This window comes from Ruegeria sp. AL12 (assembly GCF_056540885.1).
In genome coordinates, this window is record NZ_JBQFXN010000001.1 from 654,125 (window position 1) to 675,675 (window position 21,551).

Sequence of the window (21,551 nt, forward strand, 5' to 3'; positions counted from 1 at the left end):
CGCCCGAACCGCCGGTACGAGGTAGGCAAGAAATGACCCGCGCGCCTTATTTTCGGGCGCGAAACGGGCAGTGAGGCGGACATGGCGAGTTACGATTACTCGGGGCACCAAAGCCCCGGGCAGAATCATTACCCGAATCAAGCGCATTTCGAGGATGCGTATGACTATCCCGACGAGATGCAGGATTACGACGCGCCGCGCGGCGCGTTCGGACTGGGGCGGGCCGTCAATTTCCTGGGGGCTGTCGCATCGTTGGCACTGGTCGCCGGCGTCGGTGTCTGGGGATACAAGCTTGTCATGCGGGATGTCAGCGGCGTGCCGGTCGTGCGTGCAGCCGAAGGGCCGATGCGGGTGCAGCCCGAAAACCCGGGCGGAACACCAGCCGATCATCAGGGCTTGGCCGTCAATGCCGTGGCCGCCAAGGGCAGTGCTGCCGCCCCGGCGGATCGTCTGATCCTTGCGCCGCGGCCGGTCTCGTTGACGGATGAAGACGTACCTGCCGCTGATCTGAAGCCGACACCGGCGCTGCATGTTGTGGAAAAGCCGATTTCAACCCAGGAAGCCGCCCGATTGCGCCAAAACGCAGTGGATGCGCTGGTAGCAGAACTGGCTGGTGAGGCCGCCAAAACGCAGCAAAACGCCGAGGATGGCGTGCAGCTGGCATCGCTGACCACCCCCGAGGAAGAACCCGCAATTGACCCGGCCGATTTCGCAGCCGCCTTGCCGGACCCGGCCATTGCCGCGCTGCCGGGCGTGCGCCGGTCCTTGCGCCCGTTGACCCGCCCGGCACGCGCCTCACGCAGCCGGGTGTCGCCAAGCGAGAATTCCGAAGACGCCATCAATGCCGCGGTGAAGGCTGCGGTTGGGTTGGATGTTGATCCTGACACGCTGGCGAAAGGCACGCGTCTGGCGCAGCTTGGGGCCTATGACAGCGTTCAGGTGGCGCAAACGGAATGGGATCGCCTGAACGGAAAGTTCGGCGAATATATGGCGGGAAAACAGCGCGTTATCCAGAAGACTTCAAGCGGTGGGCGCACCTTTTACCGCCTGCGCGTGCTGGGCTTTGAAGACCTGAGCGACTCGCGCCAGTTTTGTGCCGCGCTTGTTGCGCAAGGGGCTGATTGTATCCCGGTGGCCGTCAGGTGAAGTACGGTGCCACGATCACCGATGCAGAGGGCCTGCGCCTGACGCAACAGGAAAAAGACTTGTTTCGGCAGATGAACCCGTTCGGGTTCATTCTTTTTGCCCGCAACATCGAACACGCGGATCAGGTGCGCGCCTTGTGTGATGATTTCCGCGAGGCGGTCGGGCGCAATTGCCCGATCACCATTGATCAGGAAGGTGGCCGCGTGCAGCGCCTGCGGGCACCGCTGGCCCGCGAATGGCTGCCTCCGTTGGATCACGTGGCCAATGCCGCCGAGCAGGCCGAGCGCGCCATGTATCTGAGGTACCGCCTGATTGCCGATGAATTGTTTGGCCTGGGCATCGACAGCAACTGTGCGCCCATGGTGGATGTCGCGCGCCCCGAGACGCACAAGTTCCTGAAGAACCGCTGTTATGACGTTGATCCTGAACGCGTTTCCAGAGTTGGCAAAGCCGTGGCGCGGGGCCATTTGGATGGCGGAGTGCTGCCGGTGCTCAAGCATATTCCAGGCCATGGACGCGCCACGTTGGACAGCCACCATGACTTGCCGCATGTGGATCTGCCCCTGGATGATCTTGAGCGCAGCGATTTCGTGCCGTTCCGGGCCTTGAACGACCTGCCGATGGGGATGACGGCGCATTTGGTCTATGACCGGATTGACCCGCAGCCTGCCACCATCTCGGCAACCATGATGGATGTGATCCGCGACAGGATTGGCTTCGGAGGGCTGATCATGACCGATGACATCGGGATGAAGGCGCTCAGCGGAACGCCTGCTGAGGTGTCGCGGCAAGCCATAAGCGCGGGCTGTGACGTCGTTCTGCACTGCAACGGAAGCTTTGCCGAGCGCGCCGAGGTGCTGGAAGCTGCCGGGGAAATGTCCGATGTGGCACAGGCCCGCGCAGAACGGGCGCTGGCGATGCGCAAAGCTCCGCAGGAACTTGACATCCCTGCCGCCGAGGCGGAACTATCTGCCCTAATGGGCGGGCAGGTATATGAACGATAATCTTTTCAGCGAAGATCCTGTCTCGGTCGCGGATCGTCTTGCGGCCGAAGCGCTGATTGTTGATGTCGATGGGTTCGAAGGCCCGCTGGACGTTCTTCTGACCCTGTCGCGCACGCAGAAGGTTGATCTGAGGAAAATTTCAGTACTCGCGCTGGCGCAGCAATACCTGGCCTTTGTCGAAAAGGCGCGGGCGCTGCGGATCGAACTGGCCGCCGACTATCTTGTGATGGCGGCCTGGCTGGCGTTTCTCAAGTCCCGCCTGCTGTTGCCGCCAGACCCCGAAGACGAGGGACCTTCGGGCGAAGAACTGGCCGCACATCTGGCGTTTCAATTGGAACGCTTGCAGGCGATGCGCGACGCTGCGGCACGATTGATGGCGCGCGATCAGCTGGGGCGAGATTTCTTCAAACGCGGTCAGGGCGAAGATATCACCCGGATCCGCACCGTCACCTATTCCGCCACGCTGCTGGATCTGATGCAGGGCTATGCCCGCATCCGCACCCGTGATGAATTCCGCCCGTTTGTGATGGACCGCGATTCGGTATTCACCATGGAACAGGCACTGGAACGGATGCGACCGCTGATCGGGTTTGCCGGGACATGGACCGACATGGAAACTTACCTGCCCGATGGCTGGGAGTCCGACCCGGTAAGGCGCAGGTCGGCAACGGCGGCGACCTTTGCGGCCTCGCTGGAACTGGTGAAAGAAGGACACATGGAAATCAAGCAGAGCGAGACATTCGCTCCGATCCAATTGCGCAAGAGGACGGAAACACGTGACTGATGCCCCAGAAGAGACCGGTACGCTGTTCGAGGCGCCTCCGCTGGCAGAGCAGGAGCGTATGGTCGAAGCCGTTCTGTTCGCCAGCGCCGAGCCGGTGACGATTGCGGATCTTGAGGCGCGGATGCCCCATGGCAGCGACGCTGCGCAAGCCGTTGAATTGCTTCAGAAACGGTATGAGGGGCGTGGCGTGCGCGTTGTGCGCGTGGGGGATGCCTGGGCCATCCGTACGGCCCCTGATCTGGGCTTTCTGATGCAGAAGGAAACGGTCGAGACGCGCAAGCTCAGCCGCGCCGCGATCGAAACTCTGGCCATCGTGGCCTATCACCAACCCTGCACACGGGCCGAGATCGAGGAAATCCGGGGTGTGTCGGTCTCGCGCGGGACCATCGATCAGTTGCTTGAGATGGAGTGGATCAAGCTGGGCCGCCGCCGCATGACACCGGGTCGTCCGGTGACGTTTGTGGTGACGCCTGAGTTTCTGGATCATTTTGGTCTGGAAAATGCGCGCGACCTGCCGGGTCTGAAAGAGCTGCGCGCCGCAGGATTGTTGGAGAATCGGCCTCCTCCGGGTGCGATCCCTTTGGGCGAAGGGCGCGAGGATGAAGTTGACGAAGACCAGAGCGAGTTGTTCGAAGAAGAGTGATCGAACAGCCCTTTTGTTGCCGCATAAAGCGTCTATCTTTGTGCGTGAGGACACGGAGTTGAGCGATGAATGCAAACCGGATCATCGACATGATTGTGCGTCAGGTCATGCGCCGTCTGGTCAACAAAGGTGTGAACAAGGGTATCGATCTGGCCAGCCGAAAGGGCGGCGGACCCGGCACATCGAATGGGCCCGGAAAAACCAGCGCACCGAGACATGCGCAGAACCTCAGGCAGGCACAGCGCGTGACCCGTCAAATGCGCAGGTTCATGAAGTTCTAGGGGTCAGCTTGCGGCTTTGAAGTGCTTTGACAGTTTCAGGCCCTGACCCTGATAGTTCGAGGCAATGCCCGCACCATAAAGCTGGGTCGGCATTTCAGCCATTTTCTCATAGACCAGACGTCCGACGACCTGTCCGTGTTCCAGCACGAATGGCGCTTCGTGGCAGCGTACCTCAAGCACGCCACGGGAACCGGCCCCCCCGGCAGCGGCATGGCCAAAACCGGGATCGAAGAAGCCTGCATAGTGCACTCTGAACTCACCAACCATCGCCAGATAAGGCGCCATTTCAGCCGCGTACATCGGTGGAATATGCACCGCCTCGCGGCTGACAAGGATATAGAACGCGCCGGGGTCCAGGATGATGCAACCATCTTTTGTGCGCACCTCTTCCCAATAGTCCTGCGGGTCGTATTCACCGATTCGATCCAGATCGATCACCCCGGTATGCGGTTTGGCGCGATAGCCCACCAGATCGGTATCGGGCAGTTGCAGGTCGACCGAAAAGCCCAGACCGTCCTGAATGACGGCAGGTCCGTCCACAAGCGGAGATTGCGCATGCAAGGACCTCAGTTCCGCATCGGACAACACGGCCTGACCCTGGCGGAAACGAATCTGGTTCAGACGCATCCCGGGACGAACCAGAACCGAGAACGAGCGCGGGCAGATTTCGGCATAAAGCGGGCCTGTGTAACCTGCGGGCACCCGGTCGAACTCGGTGCCGCCATCAGTGATCGTCCGCGTCAGAAGGTCCAGCCGCCCGGTCGAGCTTTTGGCGTTGGCCACGGCGCTCATGCTGTCGGGCAGCGCAAGCGATTCCATCAGGGGCACCAGATAGACGCAGCCCTTTTCCAGAACCGCGCCATCCGAGATATCAATGCGGTGCATCTCAAACTCGGTCAAGCGATCCGTGACAGTCCGGCCTTCGCCCGCAAGAAACGAGGCGCGGACACGGTAAGCCACTGTTCCCAGTCGCAAATCAAGGCTGGCAGGTTGAATCTGGGCAGGCAGAACCTCTGGGTCGGCGGTGATCTCACCGCGCGCGATCATCGCCTCTAGCTGTTGGTTCGGGCAAACACCTGTCATCTCGATCCCCCCTGGTGCCAGAGCGGGATCTGGCCTGTATGCCATAAACGTCGGTGTAATTTGGTCGGGCTAGCAGGACTCGAACCTGCGACCTTCCGTCCCCCAGACGGACGCGCTACCAGGCTGCGCCATAGCCCGACGTTGGGGTGTTCATAAAGATTTTCCCGGCAGGGGCAAGAGGAAATCAATGCCTTTTGTCCTAACCCGTCGCCTGTGTTTCAACCCGGTCCAGCCATCGGCGCAGATCTTTTGCAATCGGAGCGATGCGCCGCAGCAGGTCGTCATCAAAATCTGTCTGGTTCCACGCAAGCGACGCGATTCCCCCCATCAAGGGCGCGGCGTCCAGTCCGGGCTCTGGCTCCGGCTGTGATGCGTCAGAGGCGCGTGCGTTTGTCTGCGCATCGTTCTCACCGGTTGGCTGGATCGGTTCGCGCAGATCCATGCGAATCTGTTCCGTTGCGGGTGCAGGTTTTGGTTCGAACGGCACCACGGTGTCCTTGGCAGGCGCAATTGGGGCTGGGCCGGGATCGTCCAGGGAAGGGGACAGCGCCGCGACATGTGCGACGCCTTGTTCGCGCAGGATACGCTGGACACCTTTGATCGTGATTCCGTCTTCGTGCAGCAGTTTCTTGATCCCGCCCAAAAGACGCATGTCATTCGGGCGATAATACCTGCGTCCACCTGCGCGTTTGACGGGCTTTACCTGCGTGAACCGGCTTTCCCAGAATCGCAGAACATGAGCCTGAACACCGAGCCAGTCCGCAACTTCGCTTATGGTGCGAAAGGCATCGGGGGACTTACTCATAACCTGGACGTCCTGAACTTACTTGCGGTTCCCGGCTGCGACGCGATCTTTCATCAGATGCGACGGGCGGAAAGTCAGCACACGGCGTGGCTGAATCGGGACTTCTTCGCCGGTTTTGGGGTTGCGACCGACACGGGCGGTCTTGTCGCGAACACTGAATGTACCGAAAGACGAGATCTTCACCTGTTCACCACGCACCAAGGCGTCGGACATGTGGTTCAGAACGCTTTCAACCAGCTGCGCACTTTCGTTTCGTGACAGACCTACCTCACGAAAGACAGCTTCGCTCAGGTCCATTCGAGTCAGTGTTTTGTCGCCCATGCTAATTCCCCTGTTGCTATCGAAGCATATGGGTATGGCAAATTCGCTGTCAATATCAATGAATTGCGGGCGGCTGCGTAAGCCGGTTTGCGCCGGTTACCAGCGCAGAACCACTGCGCCCCAGGCCAGACCGCCGCCAATGGCTTCGGTCACGATCAGATCGCCCGGCTTGATCTGTCCGCGCTGCTTGCCCACGGACAGGGCCAATGGGATGGATGCGGCCGACGTGTTTCCGTGATCCTGAACGGTCACAACCACGTTTTTCATCGGCAGGTTCATTTTCTTGGCGGTGCCCTGAATGATGCGGATGTTGGCCTGATGCGGCACGATCCAATCCACGTCCGAGCTGCTCAGCCCCGCTCGTTCCAACGCTGTTTCCGCTGTTTTCGTAAGCTTTTCAACGGCATGACGGAAAACCTGATTGCCCTGCATGCGCAGATGCCCGGTGGATTGGGTCGAAACACCGCCATCGACATAAAGAAGATCCTTGTAGCGCCCGTCCGAATTCAGGTCGGTTGCCAGAATACCGCGATCCTCGGCGGTGCCTGTGCCCTCTTGGGCCTCCAGCACCACTGCACCGGCGCCATCGCCAAAAAGAACGCAGGTGGACCGATCGGTCCAATCCATGATCCGTGAGAAAGTCTCGGCCCCGATCACCAGCACGCGTTTGGCCTGACCGGAAACAATCAGCGCATTTGCGTTGGACAGTGCAAAAACGAATCCGGCGCAAACAGCCTGCACGTCAAAGGCAAAACCCTTGGTCATGCCCAGCCGTGCCTGAACCATGGTGGCGGCCGAAGGAAAGGTCAGATCCGCCGTTGAAGTTGCCAGTACGATTGCGTCGATATCATCCGCCGTCAGGCCCGCGTCGGCCAGCGCGGCCACGGCGGCATTGGTGGCCAGATCGGATGTCGTCTCGTCATCGGCTGCAAAATGGCGGCGTTCGATCCCCGAGCGGGTCTTTATCCATTCGTCGGTCGTGTCCAGGGTTTTTTCAAACTCGGAATTGGGAACAACGCGTTCAGGCAAATAATGCCCAACACCTACTACAACTGAACGGCCTGCCATTTTCCGGTACTGCCTTTTTTGTTATTTATCTGTTTGCGGCGCTGATTGCGCGGCATCTTGTGCAAGCTGGGCAGTGGATGCAACCCGTGCAGCCAATTTTTCGGAAAAGCCGGACTGCGCCAGGGTGAAGGCCAGTTTGATCGCAGCTGACACGCCTGTTGCGTCAGCGCCGCCGTGGGATTTCACCACGGTGCCGTTCAGCCCCAGAAACACGCCACCATTCACGCGTCGCGGGTCGATCCGTTTCTTCAAACGGTTCAGCGACGTGATGGCCAGAATCGAGGCCAATCGGGATAAGGGAGAGTATTTGAACGCCTGCCGCAGCAGGTCACCGATCAGGCTTGCCGTGCCTTCGCCGGTCTTGATCGCGACATTTCCGGTAAAGCCATCGGTTACAATGACATCCGCCTTGTCACCGGGGATGTCGCTGCCTTCGACGAAACCCACGAAATCGAAATTCGCCTGTTCCGCGAAGCCCGCGATCATCGAGTGCGCCTCTTTCAGTTCGGCGCGCCCCTTGTGTTCTTCGGTGCCGACATTCAGCAGCCCGATCCGAGGGCGGTTCAGGGCCAAACCGTTGCGCGCATAAGAGGCGCCCATCAGGGCGTATTGCAGCAAATCCTTGGCGTCGGCGCGCACATCTGCGCCGACATCCAGCATCACGTTGAACCCCTGAGGGTTGCGCGAGGGCCACAGTATCGCGATGGCCGGCCGGTTCACGCCCGGCAGTTTGCGCAGGCGCATCATCGACAGGGCCATCAGCGCGCCGGTATTGCCGCAGGACACCGCGCCATGGGCTTCGCCCTGGCGTACTGCTTCCAGCGTGGACCACATCGAGGTCTCTTTGCCGTTGCGCACGACCTGACTGGGCTTGTCCTCCATCGTGACCACGCCCGAGCAATCACGAAAAACGACGCGCCCCTCAAGGACACGCCGTTTGGCGACAAGCTTGCGCAATACCTGTTCGGGCCCGTGCAGCAAGAACCTGATATCCGGGTTCTTGTCGGCCGATTTCGCAAGACCGGCAACAACGACCGAGGGACCTGCGTCCCCACCCATAGCGTCGACCGAGATGGTTATCCGTCCGGCGTGCGTGGGCTGTTCAGTCATGCCTTGGTCTGCGCTCGATCAGGCTTAGGCTGCGTCTTCGTCCAGATCGATTTCATCGGCCTGAGCGACGACTTCGCGATCATCATAGTGGCCGCAGGATGCGCAAACGTGGTGCGGGCGCTTCAGCTCGCCGCAGTTCGGGCATTCGTTCGGGTTTGCAGCAACCAGAGCGTCGTGTGCGCGGCGGTTGTTGCGACGCGACTTGGAAACTTTGTTCTGTTGGACGGCCATGGTCTCAACCTTTGTCTGACTAGGGGTCGCAGATTCGCTGCCGACCCGGGTTTCGTAGTTCGTTTATCGTGGTTTGACGCGCGTTTAGGCGACGGGCCCCGCAATGTCCAACCCAAAATCCGATGAGCGCGCGAAAATACTGCGATTCTCGGTATGTTCAAGCGATTTTTCTGACCGCCTGCTATGACAGGAAATCTGCGCTCTGTCACTCGTCTTTTTTGAGCGCATCGCGCAATCCCGCCAATCCGGCGAAAGGTTTGGCGTCTTCGTCGGTCATCGCCTGTTTTCCGGGTTCGGTATAGTCTGCCTGACCCAGCTCCGCACCCTCCTTGCGCGGATATTGCGGTAGGGCCAGCGACAGCGCCTCGACCATTACCAATGCGGTGTCGATTTCCGGGCCCAAGGGCTCGGATTCGTCATCCTGGGGAATTTCGAACTCGGGTTCATCCGGGTCGGTCCAATCGGCCAGAAAGGTGCGGTGCACGGGAATGTCGATCCGGGTCGTGACCGGCTCGAGCGTCACGACACAGGGTTGGATCACGGTTGCACCGAGTTTGCCGTTGAGGACCCAGTCGCGCTTGCCCTGTGCGCGAAGCTCACCGGAAAAGCTGAGTTTGCGCAGCCCCAGCAGCCCCAGATCCTGCCTGATCTCATCCAATGCGGCGCTTGCGGGGCGCAGTTCAAAGGGTGTCGGGGCGTTCTGGGGCAGGTCAGCCACCCGAAATGATGTAACGTTGCCCATTCGTGAGCCTTTCTATGTGTTGAACCGTGGCAGCGGTTTCTGTAATCGGATAGAAGCCGCAAGAGGCCAAGGCAAGAGGGTGTGCATGTTGAAGGTAGTGAACCGGTTGAAACCAGCGACGAAATCGCTTGTGTTTGTTGCCTGTCTGGCTGCGGCCGGGGCCTGTACGCCGATCTACAAGAATCACGGCTATGTGCCTCCGGCCGAGGAACTGGCCGAAATCAAAGTGGGCGTCGATACGCGCGACAGCGTGGAAGAAGCCATCGGCGCACCGGGTGCGTCCGGGGTCGTGCGGGATTCGGGCTATTACTATGTCCGCTCGCGGGTGCGCCATTACGGCCCGAAACGGCCCGAAGTGGTGGCGCGCGAACTGGTCGCCATCAGTTTTGATCAGCGTGGAGTCGTCAGAAACATCGAGCGTTTTGGCCTGGAAGACGGCATCGTGATTCCGCTTGAACGCCGGGTGACCGATTCCAACGTTCAGGACAAAGGCTTCCTGCGTCAGCTGTTGGGCAATATCGGCAACTTCAACCCGGCCAATATTCCTGGCGCCAACTGATCGCGGCGGAACCTTGCGTTGGTCACAAGGCGGTCACATGTCTTGTGTTAACGGTGTCCGACACTCGTGGGTCGGCACCCATGGAGGACGCGACCGTGGCGGCGGCAGTTATGTTGAGCAAAGGGCGCTATCACGCCCGTCTGGCGGAATCGGCCGAGGATATCAGGGCCGCACAAAGCCTGCGGACATTGGCATTCGGCACCCGGCAACCGGACATTGACGATTTCGACACGCAATGCAGCCATGTCCTGGTCGAAGATATGCGATCCGCCGGGCAGTTGGTCTGCTGCTTTCGGATGCTGACAATGGAACATGGCGGTGAAATCGGGCGCAGCTATTCAGCACAGTTCTACGACCTGAGCTCGTTGGAAGGGTTCAGTGGCCGCATGGTCGAGATGGGCAGGTTTTGTGTTCATCCGGGCCTGAACGATCCCGACATTCTGCGTGTCGCCTGGGGTGCAATGACGTCCTATGTCGATCAACACGATGTCCAGATGCTGTTTGGATGTTCGTCCTTTGCCGGGACCGAAACCGGGCGATACCTTGATGCCTTTGCGATGCTCAAACATCGCCACCTGGCCCCGAAACGGTGGTTGCCGCAGGTCAAGGCTCCGGACGTGTTCCGTTTTGCCGCACGTCTGCGACGCCGGCCGGATGCGAAAAAGGCAATGTCGCGCATGCCGCCCCTGTTGCGAACCTATCTGATGATGGGGGGGTGGGTGAGTGACCACGCGGTTGTGGATCGCCACATGAACACGTTGCACGTGTTCACAGGGCTTGAAATCGGGGCGATCCCTCCGGCCCGAAAACGCCTGTTGCGGGCATTGGCCGGTTAAGATGAGTATTTCCGAAAAGGTGAAGACAGGGCGTTGACGCAGTGTGGCCGCCGGTTTAGCTGGCGGGCATGGCGAGAATTCCTTTGTTGCAGATGTCCGGCATATCCCTGACTTTCGGGGGCGAACCGGTGTTTTCCGAACTGGATCTGGTGGTACAGCCCGGTGACCGCGTGGCGCTGGTTGGGCGCAACGGGTCGGGCAAATCCACGCTGATGAAAGTGATGGCCGGCCTTGTCGAAGCTGACCGCGGTGAAATTGTCGTGCCGCCCGGAAAATCCGTAGGCTATATGGAGCAGGACCCGACGATGGAGGGGTTTGCCACCCTGGGCGACTATGCGTCGAGCGGGTTGGAGCCGGGTGAGCTCTACAAGGTTGAACGGGCGGGTGCGGGGCTGAAATTCGATCCTGCGCGCCCAGTTGAGACTGCTTCGGGTGGTGAGCGGCGGCGGGCGGCATTGGCCAAGCTGATGGCCGAGGCACCGGATCTGATGCTGCTGGACGAACCGACCAACCATCTGGATATCGAAGCCATCGCGTGGCTGGAGCGCGAGCTTGGGTCGACCCGAGCGGCGTTTGTGTTGATCTCGCACGACCGGGCCTTTTTGCGGGCACTGACGCGGGCGACACTGTGGATTGATCGGGGCGCTGTCCGACGGCAGGAGCAAGGGTTTGACGCGTTCGAAGCCTGGCGGGACAAGATCTGGGAAGAAGAAGACCAGCAGCGCCACAAGCTGAACCGTCTGATCAAGTCCGAGGCCAAATGGGCGGTCGAGGGTATCAGCGCGCGGCGCAAACGCAATCAGGGCCGGGTGCGGGCCCTACAGGCGCTGCGGGCCGAAAAGGCGGCACAGATCAAGCGTCAGGGTTCCGCTGCGATGACGCTGGAGGCCGGGCCAAAATCGGGCCGCAAGGTGATCGAGGCCAAAGGGCTGGCCAAAGGGTTCGGCGACAAGCAGATCGTTCGGAATTTTGATCTGCTGGTGCAGCGCGGTGATCGTGTGGCCTTTGTCGGGCCGAACGGGGTTGGCAAGACGACCTTGCTGAAGATGCTTCTGGGGCAGGTGGCGCCGGACGAAGGTTCGGTGTCGCTGGGTACCAATCTTGAGGTCGCGGTGTTCGATCAGACCCGTGCGCAACTGGACCCCGAGATGAGCTTGTGGGACAGCCTGACCGGCGACCCGGATATGCGGGTTTCCGGCAAGGCCGATCAGGTGATGGTTGGCGGGCAGCCCAAACATGTCGTGGGCTATCTCAAGGAATTCCTGTTTGACGAGCGGCAGGCAAGGGCGGCTGTCAAATCCTTGTCGGGTGGGGAAAAGGCACGGTTGCTGCTGGCCAAGTTGATGGCGAAATCTTCCAATCTTCTGGTACTTGACGAACCGACCAACGATCTGGATGTCGAAACGCTGGATCTGTTGCAGGAGCTGCTGGACGACTACGATGGAACGGTTCTGCTGGTCAGCCACGACCGGGATTTTCTGGACCGCGTTGCAACGACGACCATCGCAATGGAAGGCAACGGGCGGGCGACCGTCTATGCCGGCGGCTGGTCCGACTATATTGCGCAGCGGGGCGAAGTTCCCGAGAAAAAAGACGGCAAAACAAAGCTTTCCAAGCCGAAGGTGAAGCAGGAAGCAAAAGCCAGATCGGGATTGTCCTTTTCCGAAAAGCACCGGCTGGAAAAGCTGCCGGCCGAGATTGAACGACTGGAGGCCGAGATTGCAAAGCTCGAAGAATTGATGTCCGACCCCGAGCTGTTTACCCGCGAGCCGGTCAAGTTCCAGAAAGCGACCGAGGCGCTTGTCGAACGGCAAGACAAGTTGTCGGCGGCCGAAGAGGAATGGCTGACACTGGAAGAAAAAGCCCAGGCTGAGTAGGCGCCAACTGCGCGCGCCTTATCAGACGGCGTGGAAAAAGCTGCTTAAAAACCGGAGTTCGCCTGCTGCTTCGGTTTTGCCGGGGACCGGATCAGCGGATCCGCGCCATTTCGTTCAGCTTGCTTCGGCTGCGACCCCGTCGAGCACATTTATTCAAGTGGTGAGGTGAAGCGCCTTCAAATGCGTCTGCGACGGTTCGCGGCTGTTCCAAATTGCATGGAAGGCAACGACACCGGGATGTGTCGCAGCCACATGCGGGTCGTTTTGGATGTATTCTTCTTCGGTGCGGGCGATCACGCTTCCGAGTTCGGTGCAGTCGAAATCCACCTTGCCCGGGCGCCCCTCCTTGGGGACACGTTGACCCGGCGCGGCTTGATCAAAAAAAACAGGCGCTGCGCCCCGCGAACAAGGCCCTGGCGGATTGGGGGAAGAGCAGGGCTATCGGTGGGTGCGCATAGGCCGGGCAGGGTTTCCAACGACGGTCTCGCCGGGGGGAACGTCTTTTGTCACCACACTGCCGGCTCCGATGATGGCATTGTCGCCGATCGTAACGCCCGGCATGATGATCGCGGCCCCGCCGATCCAGACGTTTTCGCCGATCCTGACCGGGTGGGCGACTTCGAGCCCCCGAGCGCGCAAAGCAGGATCTTTCGCGTGTTCGGCGCAATAGATCTGCACCGCAGGTCCAAGCATCGTGTCATTCCCAATCGTCACCGGCGCGGTGTCGAGCACGACACAGCCTGCGTTGAAAAACACGCGGTCTCCCAACGACAGGTTTATTCCGTAGGCACAGTGAAACGGAGCCTCGAGAAAGCAATCCCGTCCAACTCCCGCAAAAAGCGCAGCCAGTTCCGGCGCGATGGCCCCACGGGCATCCGGCGGGCATGTGTTATGGGCATGAACGGCCCGGCGCGCTTCGGCCCGAAGCGCATCCAGTTCCGGGTCAAGGCAGCAATACCATTCACCCGCGTCCATTTTCTGCCGCTCGGTCATGAGCCCCGGTTTAGCGCATACGCAGGGCACCGTCGATGCGGATGACCTCACCGTTCAGATAGCCCATCTCGACGATGAAGCCGGCCAGTCTTCCGTATTCCTGCGGATCGCCAAGGCGGGCAGGGTTCGGGACGTCGGCGGCAAGCTGTTGTTGCACCTCTTCGGGCAGGCCCGCCAGCATCGGGGTCATGAAAATGCCCGGCGCGATGGTCATGACGCGAATGCCGGTCGAGGCCAGGTCGCGGGCCATCGGCAGCGTCATGCCCACGACGCCGCCTTTCGAGGCCGCATAGGCCGCCTGACCCTTTTGCCCGTCAAACGCAGCGATCGAGGCGGTGTTGATGATCACCCCACGTGCCCCATCTGGTTCGGGGTCATTCTTTGCCATTTCGGCAGCGGCCAGCCGGGACACGTTGAAGGTGCCAACCAGATTGATGTCGATCGTGAGCTGGAACGCATCCAAAGGGTGGGGGCCATCCTTGCCGACAGTCTTGATACCATAGGCGATACCTGCGCAATTCACCGTGGCCGTGATCTTGCCCATCTTGTCCATGCCATGGCGCACGGCTGCGGCCACCGACTCTTCGTCGGTCACATCCGTTTGCGCGAAATGCCCGCCAATCTCGGCGGCGACCTGTGCGCCGCGATCTGCGTCACGATCCAGAATGGTGACCTGCGCGCCTTCCGAGGCGAAGTGGCGTGCCGTGGCTTCGCCCAGACCGGACGCGCCTCCGGTGATGAGGGCGGCAGTGGTGGACAGGTGCATGGTGAACTCCTCCCAAGGATATGAACACTTGTTCAATAACTGCATTTTGGGGCCAGAGTCCACAAATTTGAGAAGGCAGGATCCTGGTTGGCGGGTAAGGTCCTTGGCCCCGATGTTTCGGCCGATCCTCAACAATACTTAATGCCGACTTCACGAAAACGCGCCTGTTCGTGAGCGAAGAACGCGGCGCCTTTGTGTGTTTTTCCGCCAGGAGGATCTGTTATGGTAACAAGTACGAAACACATACTGGGTGCAGTTGTCGCTGTGCCTGTTTTTGGAATGGTGATGGTTGGCGATGCTGCTGCCGCACCGGAAACCTGCAACTGGAAAACGGCTCGGAATCTTGCCAACGCGGGGGACTATGCCGGGTTGTGCGATTGTGTGCAGGTAACCCCGAGTTTTCTGGACAGGCTTCAAAAGCGGGCCGACTTTGAAACAACTTTGAGTGTAACCGGGGCGCAATGCCCGGGGCTGGCCGCGTTGCTGACGGATTTGCCGACGGCAAACCTGTCTGGTTCGGCGGAAAACCGGGGTGAAAGCCGCGGCTCTGAACCCGGTGGGTCTGGATTCGCCGATGCTGGTGGAACTGTCGGAGGCGGTGAAAGTGGCCCCAGGGGCGCGTCTGAAGAAAGCGAAAACAATGGAGGCGGCCAGTCCGGCGGTGGAGGTGAGTCCGGTGGCGGTGGTGAATCCGGCGGTGGAGGTGAATCCGGTGGTGGAGGTGAATCCGGCGGCGGTGGTGAATCTGGCGGCGGTGGTGAATCCGGCGGTGGTGAAGGCAAAGGCGAAGGTAAAGGCGGCAAGGGTAAAGGTGGTGGCAAGGGCAACAACGGCCATGGCAATGGCGGTGAAGGCAGCAGCCCGGGCCGCGGTCATAACGCCAACAATGACGAAAGTGGCGACCGGCCTGGTCGTGGCGGCGGAAAAGAACGCAGATAAGCACGGCTTACCGAATGAAAAACGGCCACCCGTTTGGGTGGCCGTTGCAGTTTCGTGTCTTTCAGCCTTGCCGGGTCAGCCCAGTTGAACCAGCGCGTGACGCTTTTTGCCGGCGCTCAGCTTGATGGGCGAGGACAATGCACTAGCGTCGATCATCAACCCGGCATCGGTCAGCGGCGCGTCGTCCAGCTTGGCACCGTTCTCGGCGATCAGGCGCTTGGCCTCTTTGCCGGATTTGGCGAGGCCGGATTTGACGATGATCTGCACGATGGACATGCCGTCACCCAGTTCGGCCTCGCTGAGGGTCAGGGTCGGAAGATCCCCGCCCACGCCACCCTTTTCAAAGACCTCGCGCGCGGTGGCTTCGGCGTTCGCCGCGGCCTGCGCACCATGGGCCAGAGTCGTCACCTCGTTGGCAAGACGGATCTTGGCCTCGTTGATCTCGGATCCTTGCAGCGCGCCCAGACGATCGCACTCGTCCACCGGCATTTCGGTGTAAAGCTTCAGGAACCGCCCAACATCAGCGTCGGTGGTATTGCGCCAGAACTGCCAGAACTCGTAGGGCGAGCGCATGTCTGCGTTCAGCCAAACCGCGCCGTCCTGAGATTTACCCATCTTCTTGCCGTCGCTGGTGGTCAGCAGGGGCGAGGTCAGACCATAGATCTCGTGATCCAGCACGCGGCGGGTCAGGTCGATCCCGTTGACGATATTGCCCCACTGGTCGCTGCCGCCCATCTGAAGCAAGCAGCCATAGCGGCGGTTCAGTTCCAGGAAGTCATAGGCCTGAAGGATCATGTAGTTGAATTCGAGAAAGGACAGTGACTGTTCACGGTCCAGTCGGGATTTCACCGATTCAAAGCTGAGCATCCGGTTGACCGAGAAATGACGCCCGATGTCGCGCAGGAAATCGAGGTAATTCAGGTCGTCCAGCCACTCGGCATTGTTCAGCATCAAAGCTTTGTTCTCGGCCTCTGTGTCATAGTCAATATAGGCTGAGAACACCTTTTTGATGCCCGCGATGTTTTCGTCGATCTGTTCGGGACCAAGCAGGGGGCGTTCATCCGCGCGGAACGAAGGGTCGCCAACCTTGGTGGTTCCGCCGCCCATCAGGGTGATCGGCTGGTGACCGGTTTTCTGGAACCAGCGCAGCATCATGATCTGGATCAGGCTGCCCACATGCAACGACTTGGCCGTGGCATCAAAGCCGATATAGGCCGGTTTGCACCCACTGATCAGCGCGTCGTCAAGGCCCTGATAATCGGTGCAGTCGGCGAGAAAGCCGCGCTCGATCATCGTGGCGATGAAATCCGATTTGGGGTGGTAGGTCATATCGTGCCCTTTGGGTTAATGTTGCGGGGCACTGTATAGGCGGCAGCGCGTGGGAGGAAAAGCCACCTTTTCACCTCGGGCGCGGGGTGCGGTGGAGGGTGTCGATCGAGACACGCGCCTTGAGAAAAAAATTGCCGGGCCGGTCCGGAACGCTTGCCTTTTCGCCCCAACAGAAGGCACGTTGACCGGGCTGCAACCCAAAGGTGAAATCCCGGACCCGGAGGCGGCGAAAGACACAGCCAATTCAGGAGGCAGGCTTGGGCCAGACCATCGCGAAACACGGAAAGCTCCGGGCTTTGGGCGCAATGTCCGGCACATCGATGGACGGGGTTGATGCCGCGGTGGTGGAAACCGACGGGCATTCGATTTACGGGTTTGGGGAAAGTGGATACCGCGCCTATTCGGATGCGGAACGCGACGTGTTGCGCGCCGCGCTGGGCCAGTGGCACGGACCCCAGGTCGATGCAGCGGCAGAGATGGTAACGATTGCTCATGCCGAAGCACTGTCCGAGTTCGAGGATGTGGATCTTATCGGCTTTCACGGGCAGACGCTGGCGCATGAGCCGCGCGGGCGCGGGACCTTGCAGGTTGGTGACGGGCTGGGGTTGGCGCAGGCCCTTGGGCGCCCGGTGGTCTGGGATTTCCGCAGCGACGATGTTGCGATGGGGGGCGAGGGGGCTCCGCTTGCGCCTTTCTTTCATTTCGCCTGTGCCAAATGGTTCGGTGCGGACCGGCCGCTGTGTTTCCTGAACCTGGGCGGGGTCGGCAACCTGACCTATGTGGACCCGGCGTTCGAGGGCCCCGAAGCGCCCGGTGCGTTGCTGGCCTTTGATACAGGCCCGGCCAATGCGCCGGTCGATGATCTGATGCAGGCCCGGCTGGGGCTTCCGATGGACCGTGACGGGGCGCTTGCGCGCGATGGAACGGTGGAAATGGGCGCGCTGGAGCTGTTTCTGGCCGAGCCGTATTTTTCCCGCATGCCGCCGAAATCCCTGGACCGGAACGATTTTTCGGAAATGATCGGTTTGGTCAAGGAACTCAATGACGCTGACGCGGTGGCGACTCTGACCGGTATGTGTGCCGCAGCTGTGGTGCAGGGGATGGAGCACTGTCCGAACCCTCCGTCCTGTGTGTTGGTCACCGGGGGCGGCAGGCGCAACCCGGTGCTGATGGAGATGTTGCGCGTGTCGCTGGATTGCCCGGTCGAACCGGTTGAGGCGGTGGGGCTGGACGGCGACATGCTTGAGGCGCAGGCGTTTGCCTATCTGGCGGTGCGCGTCGCGCGGGGATTGCCGACCTCTTGCCCCGGAACCACCGGCGTAAAGGCGCTTGTCGGTGGCGGGGTCGTCAGTACGGTGTCGATGGACCCGGTCGGATAACCCGATCCGGAAAACAGTTCAAAAAAACAACTCTTTGTGCGACGATTGCCCGGACCGATGGATCAGGGGCATGGCAGTATGGCGACCAAGGCAGAGCTCGAGGCCGAGTTGGAGAAGTTGCGAAAGCGGAATGCGACGTTGGAGGCGCAGGCCGAAAAGGAAACGGGTTCCGAAGTTCCACCTGAGGGCACCAAATCGTCGGATGAAATCCGGCAGCTGCTGGAAGACCACGGGATCGACCTGAGCCAGGTTCAGTCCTTGGGGCATGACGTTGTCGAGGAGTTCGGTCGGCTTCAGAAAGACTATCCGATCACGGCGTTGCTGATTGCGTTTTCGCTGGGCTACGTCGTCGGGCGCGCGCAGGGCTAGGAGGCAGGGTATGAGCAGACTGAGCAAGAACCTGGTTACGATCTATCGGACCGAACGTTTGATCGCACGCCGCCGTCTTGGGGTGGTTCAGCAACAGACCATACTGATGGGCATCGCGGGCATCGCGGCATTGTCGGCGGTGGTGCTTTTGAATGTCTCCTTGTTCTTGGCGTTTCAAAGCTCGATGTCACCAGCTTGGGCGGCGGCGCTGTTGGCCTTTGGAAACATCGTTTTCGCCGGGCTTATGGTGCTGATTGCAAGACGCCGAAATATCGACGACGAAGTCGCACCGGCCGTCGAAGTGCGCGATATGGCCATAGCGGATATTGAAGACGAATTGGAGGAGATGACCGCAGAAGCCAAAGAGGTCGTGCAGGCGGTCAAGAGCATTGGATCGAACCCTTTGGGATCGGCAGCGACGCTGCTGGTGCCGCTGATCAATTTGTTGATCAAAAGCCGAAGCGACAAATAGAGGAGCAACCCGAAGGTTCATCGGCACACCGGAGCGCCTTTGCGGCGGGCCGTGTCAAAATGGAAATGCCCGACGTGATAGCGGTCGGCGTCCGGGCCAAGCACGGTTCCGAACATGTCGCAGGCGCCTTCGTGCAGCTTTCGCAAAACAGCGCCTTGCGCGTTGTTCCATCCGTCCCGGACCGTGATCTGTGTTCCGTCCTTTAGAACAAAGGTCGATATGTCGATCGCCTTTCCGCGCGCATGTTCCGAGATGCGTGAACGCGGGTGGTTGTTCTGGGTCTTGCAGGCATAGTGGCCAACGATCCGCATCCCCTTCAGCCCGCCGCCCATATCGGCAAAGGCTGGCTTGGCCGTGTTTTCGATCCACGTTTTCAGCGTGACCGCTGTCTGGCAATCCATCAATGAGAATTGGCTGAGTGCGATATCAGAGATTTTGTAAACCCGAACCGGGTTCGTGATCCCGCATCCGCGGGCCTTTCCGGCGACGGGCTTGCGTGTTTCGCCCAGAATGGTCCAGTCGCCGCACACGGCGCCCCGTTCCTGCATTCGTTCACGGCCCACTTCGAATTGCCGAAACTTGCAGGGTCGCAGGGCAGGACGCCTGGAAACCAGCACCGCAGGTTCGACTGTCACGGTCGGGTCAGCTTCTTCAGCCGTTTCTTCCCCGATCAGCTCTGGCGCGGTCAGATCGGATGCAAGACGGGCCTCGGCACAAGCGGGCTCTGCGCTGGCGAATGCTGCGCTTTGACACAAGAACAAGACAGTCAGCAGGACCTGTTTCATTCTTACTCGTTACTCCGTCGCCTGTGGCTGCGTGTACAGAATGATCAATGGGCAACCGTCTGTAAACTCACCTTTTCAGGGATCGTTATGTGAGCGGTCATGCCTTGGGGATATCGAAGCCCGGTGCGGCCAGTTCGAACCCCTCGAACTGGAAACCGGGCGAGACCGTGCAACTGACCAGCGTGTAATCACCCGTGCTGCGGGCGGCTTGCCAATGGCCTTCCGGAACGATCAATTGTGGTGCGCCAGAGGAAAGATCGGGGGTCAGCACATGTTCGGTGGCGGGGCCTTGGTCCGTTGCGCTGAGCGACAGGACAAGCGGCGCGCCGGCATGGTACAGCCAGATCTCGGTCGCATCGACACGGTGCCAGTGGCTGCTTTCGCCTTTCTGCAACAGGAAGTAGATGCAGGTGCCGGTGGGGCGACCTTCGTTTTCGGCGCGCCATGTCTCGGCGTACCAACCACCTTCGGGATGCCGTTGCAGGTTCAGGCGGTCGATAATCTCTTGTGCGGTCATGTGTTTCCTCGTGTTTGGGTGCAATTATGCACGGGCCGGTGTGATCCGCTATGGTATTCATGCGTCCGAGGGATATGTTTACGACATGACCCTGAAAATCCCCTTCGATAACTCTTATGCCCGCCTGCCGGATGCGTTCTTTGCACGGCAGTCACCGGTTCCCGTGCGCGCGCCAAGGATGATTGCGTTCAACGATGATCTGGCCAGGTTGCTGCGGATTTCGCCCGGAGACGTCGAGGACATGGCCGAAGCCTTTGCGGGAAACAGTATTCCCGAAGGTGCCGAGCCCATCGCACAGCTTTATTCCGGGCATCAGTTCGGGCAGTACAACCCGCAGCTGGGCGACGGGCGTGCGGTGCTGCTGGGAGAGACGGTCGGAACGGACGGGGTGCGCCGGGACATCCAGCTGAAAGGTTCGGGGCCGACGCCGTTTTCCCGCCGGGGCGATGGCAGGGCCTGGCTGGGGCCGGTGCTGCGGGAATATGTGGTATCCGAGGCGATGCATGCCCTGGGCATTCCGACCACACGTGCCTTGGCAGCGGTGGAAACCGGCGAGACCGTCTTTCGCGAGGGCCCGATGCCCGGAGCGGTTCTGACCCGGGTTGCATCCAGTCATCTGCGGGTGGGGACCTTTCAGGTTTTTGCAGCGCGTGGGCAGATGGGCAGCCTGAAGCGCCTGACGGACTATGCCATTACGCGGCATTACCCCAAGGCAGAAGGGCCGATGGGCCTGTTGCGTTCGGTGCGCGATGCGCAGGCCGGTTTGATTGCACAATGGATGAGCGTGGGATTCATCCATGGCGTGATGAATACCGACAACTGCTCGATCGCTGGTGAGACCATTGACTATGGCCCATGTGCGTTCATGGACACGTATCACCCCAACACCGTCTACAGCTCGATCGACCGGATGGGTCGTTATGCCTATTCGAACCAGCCCGATATCGCGGTGTGGAACCTCGCGCAGTTGGCAACGGCCTTGATCCAGCAGATGGACGACAAAGAGGCTGCCGTGGAAGAGGCGACCGAGATCGTCCACGCGATGCCGGACCTGCTGCAACAGAACTGGTTGTCCCGGTTCCGGGCGAAGATCGGACTGGCAACCGCGGACGAGGGCGATCAGGAACTGATCACCGACCTTCTGAAGCGCATGGCCGGGGGGCAGGCGGATTTCACCAATACCTTCCGGGCGCTGGGCGGTGGCACGGCGCGGGATCTGTTCCTTGACCCGGCAGCGTTTGACACCTGGGAAAAAGACTGGCGCGCACGGTTGGCGCGCGAAGCGGCGCCACAGGAGGTGATGACCGCCGCAAACCCCGCATTCATTCCGCGCAATCACCGGATCGAACAGATGATCCAGGCGGCGGTACATGGCGACTATGCGCCCTTCGACCGGTTGAACGCCGTGTTGGCGCAACCGTACGAGGGTCAAGGGGATGCGGAAGATCTGAGGCGTCCTCCGGCCGAAAATGAGGTGGTTCATGCAACATTCTGCGGGACGTGACGCAAAGC

26 protein-coding genes and 1 tRNA gene are annotated in these 21,551 nt (G+C 60.4%); 13 read left to right on the forward strand and 14 right to left on the reverse strand.

The genetic code is table 11. The annotated features are described in order from the left end of the window. Positions 1-81: 81 nt before the first annotated feature. From ACR0C6_RS03280 to ACR0C6_RS03300, 5 genes are all read left to right on the forward strand, one after another. Positions 82-1,146: an SPOR domain-containing protein gene (locus tag ACR0C6_RS03280; RefSeq protein WP_480618240.1), complete on the forward strand. Its 1,065-nt coding sequence runs from the start codon at positions 82-84 to the stop codon at positions 1,144-1,146. Continuing rightward, positions 1,143-2,150 carry a beta-N-acetylhexosaminidase gene (nagZ, locus tag ACR0C6_RS03285; RefSeq protein ID WP_480618242.1) on the forward strand — a complete coding sequence of 336 codons (1,008 nt, stop codon included), beginning with the start codon at positions 1,143-1,145 and terminating at the stop codon, positions 2,148-2,150. Before ACR0C6_RS03280 ends, nagZ begins: the two co-directional genes overlap by 4 nt. Continuing rightward, on the forward strand, positions 2,140-2,934 hold the full coding sequence (locus ACR0C6_RS03290; RefSeq protein WP_480445373.1) for a segregation and condensation protein A: 795 nt from the start codon (positions 2,140-2,142) through the stop codon (positions 2,932-2,934). The genes nagZ and ACR0C6_RS03290 overlap by 11 nt, the downstream gene beginning before the upstream one ends. Then, positions 2,927-3,577, forward strand: a complete 651-nt coding sequence (gene scpB / locus ACR0C6_RS03295) for an SMC-Scp complex subunit ScpB (RefSeq protein ID WP_152458238.1) — start codon at positions 2,927-2,929, stop codon at positions 3,575-3,577. The genes ACR0C6_RS03290 and scpB overlap by 8 nt, the downstream gene beginning before the upstream one ends. Positions 3,578-3,642: 65 nt before the next feature. Then, positions 3,643-3,858, forward strand: a complete 216-nt coding sequence (locus ACR0C6_RS03300) for a hypothetical protein (protein ID WP_171115509.1) — start codon at positions 3,643-3,645, stop codon at positions 3,856-3,858. A 3-nt stretch (positions 3,859-3,861) separates the two neighbouring features. On the opposite strand, the gene ACR0C6_RS03305 is transcribed toward ACR0C6_RS03300, so the two are convergent. From ACR0C6_RS03305 to ACR0C6_RS03340, 8 genes are all read right to left on the reverse strand, one after another. Continuing rightward, positions 3,862-4,941, reverse strand: a complete 1,080-nt coding sequence (locus ACR0C6_RS03305) for a 2'-deoxycytidine 5'-triphosphate deaminase (RefSeq protein ID WP_480618244.1) — start codon at positions 4,939-4,941, stop codon at positions 3,862-3,864. A gap of 61 nt (positions 4,942-5,002) precedes the next feature. Continuing rightward, positions 5,003-5,079: transfer RNA gene (locus ACR0C6_RS03310), tRNA-Pro, on the reverse strand. A gap of 61 nt (positions 5,080-5,140) precedes the next feature. Beyond that, positions 5,141-5,746 (reverse strand): MerR family transcriptional regulator, encoded by a 606-nt coding sequence (locus ACR0C6_RS03315; RefSeq protein ID WP_152458235.1) that lies wholly within the window; start codon positions 5,744-5,746, stop codon positions 5,141-5,143. 18 nt (positions 5,747-5,764) lie between these two features. Beyond that, a complete protein-coding gene (gene ihfA, locus ACR0C6_RS03320) occupies positions 5,765-6,067 on the reverse strand; it encodes an integration host factor subunit alpha (RefSeq protein WP_152458234.1) in 303 nt (100 codons plus the stop codon). 96 nt (positions 6,068-6,163) lie between these two features. Further along, complete coding sequence (locus ACR0C6_RS03325) at positions 6,164-7,135, reverse strand: beta-ketoacyl-ACP synthase III (protein ID WP_480618246.1); 972 nt, start codon at positions 7,133-7,135, stop codon at positions 6,164-6,166. 21 nt (positions 7,136-7,156) lie between these two features. Beyond that, on the reverse strand, positions 7,157-8,245 hold the full coding sequence (gene plsX, locus ACR0C6_RS03330) for a phosphate acyltransferase PlsX (RefSeq protein ID WP_171228153.1): 1,089 nt from the start codon (positions 8,243-8,245) through the stop codon (positions 7,157-7,159). Positions 8,246-8,269: 24 nt separating this feature from the next. Next, the gene (gene rpmF / locus ACR0C6_RS03335) at positions 8,270-8,476 is read right to left on the reverse strand and encodes a 50S ribosomal protein L32 (protein ID WP_008756996.1); all 207 of its coding nucleotides are present in this window, start codon (positions 8,474-8,476) and stop codon (positions 8,270-8,272) included. A 205-nt stretch (positions 8,477-8,681) separates the two neighbouring features. Then, positions 8,682-9,218 (reverse strand): YceD family protein, encoded by a 537-nt coding sequence (locus ACR0C6_RS03340; protein ID WP_480618248.1) that lies wholly within the window; start codon positions 9,216-9,218, stop codon positions 8,682-8,684. Between the two features lie 85 nt (positions 9,219-9,303). Here ACR0C6_RS03340 and ACR0C6_RS03345 point away from each other — a divergent pair, with 85 nt between their 5' ends. The 3 genes from ACR0C6_RS03345 (at position 9,304) to ACR0C6_RS03355 (ending at position 12,490) form a co-directional block, all read left to right on the forward strand. Next, a complete protein-coding gene (locus tag ACR0C6_RS03345; protein WP_171167760.1) occupies positions 9,304-9,777 on the forward strand; it encodes an outer membrane protein assembly factor BamE in 474 nt (157 codons plus the stop codon). 80 nt (positions 9,778-9,857) lie between these two features. Further along, positions 9,858-10,613 carry a GNAT family N-acetyltransferase gene (locus ACR0C6_RS03350; protein WP_171228155.1) on the forward strand — a complete coding sequence of 252 codons (756 nt, stop codon included), beginning with the start codon at positions 9,858-9,860 and terminating at the stop codon, positions 10,611-10,613. 68 nt (positions 10,614-10,681) lie between these two features. Continuing rightward, entirely contained in the window at positions 10,682-12,490 is a 1,809-nt protein-coding gene (locus tag ACR0C6_RS03355; RefSeq protein WP_480618250.1) for an ABC-F family ATP-binding cassette domain-containing protein, read from the forward strand. Between the two features lie 153 nt (positions 12,491-12,643). Here ACR0C6_RS03355 and ACR0C6_RS03360 read toward each other — a convergent pair whose 3' ends face one another. From ACR0C6_RS03360 to ACR0C6_RS03370, 3 genes are all read right to left on the reverse strand, one after another. Continuing rightward, on the reverse strand, positions 12,644-12,817 hold the full coding sequence (locus ACR0C6_RS03360) for a hypothetical protein (protein WP_480618252.1): 174 nt from the start codon (positions 12,815-12,817) through the stop codon (positions 12,644-12,646). Positions 12,818-12,928: 111 nt separating this feature from the next. Beyond that, a complete protein-coding gene (locus ACR0C6_RS03365) occupies positions 12,929-13,483 on the reverse strand; it encodes a sugar O-acetyltransferase (protein ID WP_480618254.1) in 555 nt (184 codons plus the stop codon). Positions 13,484-13,493: 10 nt separating this feature from the next. Next, the gene (locus ACR0C6_RS03370; protein ID WP_480618256.1) at positions 13,494-14,249 is read right to left on the reverse strand and encodes a 3-hydroxyacyl-CoA dehydrogenase; all 756 of its coding nucleotides are present in this window, start codon (positions 14,247-14,249) and stop codon (positions 13,494-13,496) included. A gap of 222 nt (positions 14,250-14,471) precedes the next feature. On the opposite strand from ACR0C6_RS03370, the gene ACR0C6_RS03375 reads away from it, so the two are divergent. Then, a complete protein-coding gene (locus tag ACR0C6_RS03375; protein WP_480618258.1) occupies positions 14,472-15,188 on the forward strand; it encodes a hypothetical protein in 717 nt (238 codons plus the stop codon). A gap of 75 nt (positions 15,189-15,263) precedes the next feature. Here the strand turns inward: ACR0C6_RS03375 and tyrS are convergent, their stop codons facing one another. Next, the gene (gene tyrS / locus ACR0C6_RS03380; protein WP_480618260.1) at positions 15,264-16,517 is read right to left on the reverse strand and encodes a tyrosine--tRNA ligase; all 1,254 of its coding nucleotides are present in this window, start codon (positions 16,515-16,517) and stop codon (positions 15,264-15,266) included. 305 nt (positions 16,518-16,822) lie between these two features. Here tyrS and ACR0C6_RS03385 point away from each other — a divergent pair, with 305 nt between their 5' ends. The 3 genes from ACR0C6_RS03385 to ACR0C6_RS03395 are packed head-to-tail and all read left to right on the forward strand — an operon-like array spanning position 16,823 to position 18,737. Next, positions 16,823-17,896 carry an anhydro-N-acetylmuramic acid kinase gene (locus tag ACR0C6_RS03385; protein ID WP_480618813.1) on the forward strand — a complete coding sequence of 358 codons (1,074 nt, stop codon included), beginning with the start codon at positions 16,823-16,825 and terminating at the stop codon, positions 17,894-17,896. Positions 17,897-17,932: 36 nt separating this feature from the next. After that, positions 17,933-18,265 carry a hypothetical protein gene (locus tag ACR0C6_RS03390; protein ID WP_480618262.1) on the forward strand — a complete coding sequence of 111 codons (333 nt, stop codon included), beginning with the start codon at positions 17,933-17,935 and terminating at the stop codon, positions 18,263-18,265. 10 nt (positions 18,266-18,275) lie between these two features. Beyond that, positions 18,276-18,737 carry a phage holin family protein gene (locus ACR0C6_RS03395; RefSeq protein WP_480618263.1) on the forward strand — a complete coding sequence of 154 codons (462 nt, stop codon included), beginning with the start codon at positions 18,276-18,278 and terminating at the stop codon, positions 18,735-18,737. A 17-nt stretch (positions 18,738-18,754) separates the two neighbouring features. On the opposite strand, the gene ACR0C6_RS03400 is transcribed toward ACR0C6_RS03395, so the two are convergent. After that, on the reverse strand, positions 18,755-19,522 hold the full coding sequence (locus tag ACR0C6_RS03400; protein WP_480618265.1) for an extensin-like domain-containing protein: 768 nt from the start codon (positions 19,520-19,522) through the stop codon (positions 18,755-18,757). 97 nt (positions 19,523-19,619) lie between these two features. Then, positions 19,620-20,039: a cupin domain-containing protein gene (locus tag ACR0C6_RS03405; protein WP_480618267.1), complete on the reverse strand. Its 420-nt coding sequence runs from the start codon at positions 20,037-20,039 to the stop codon at positions 19,620-19,622. Between the two features lie 85 nt (positions 20,040-20,124). On the opposite strand from ACR0C6_RS03405, the gene ACR0C6_RS03410 reads away from it, so the two are divergent. Beyond that, positions 20,125-21,543 (forward strand): protein adenylyltransferase SelO, encoded by a 1,419-nt coding sequence (locus tag ACR0C6_RS03410; RefSeq protein WP_480618814.1) that lies wholly within the window; start codon positions 20,125-20,127, stop codon positions 21,541-21,543. Positions 21,544-21,551: the final 8 nt, after the last annotated feature.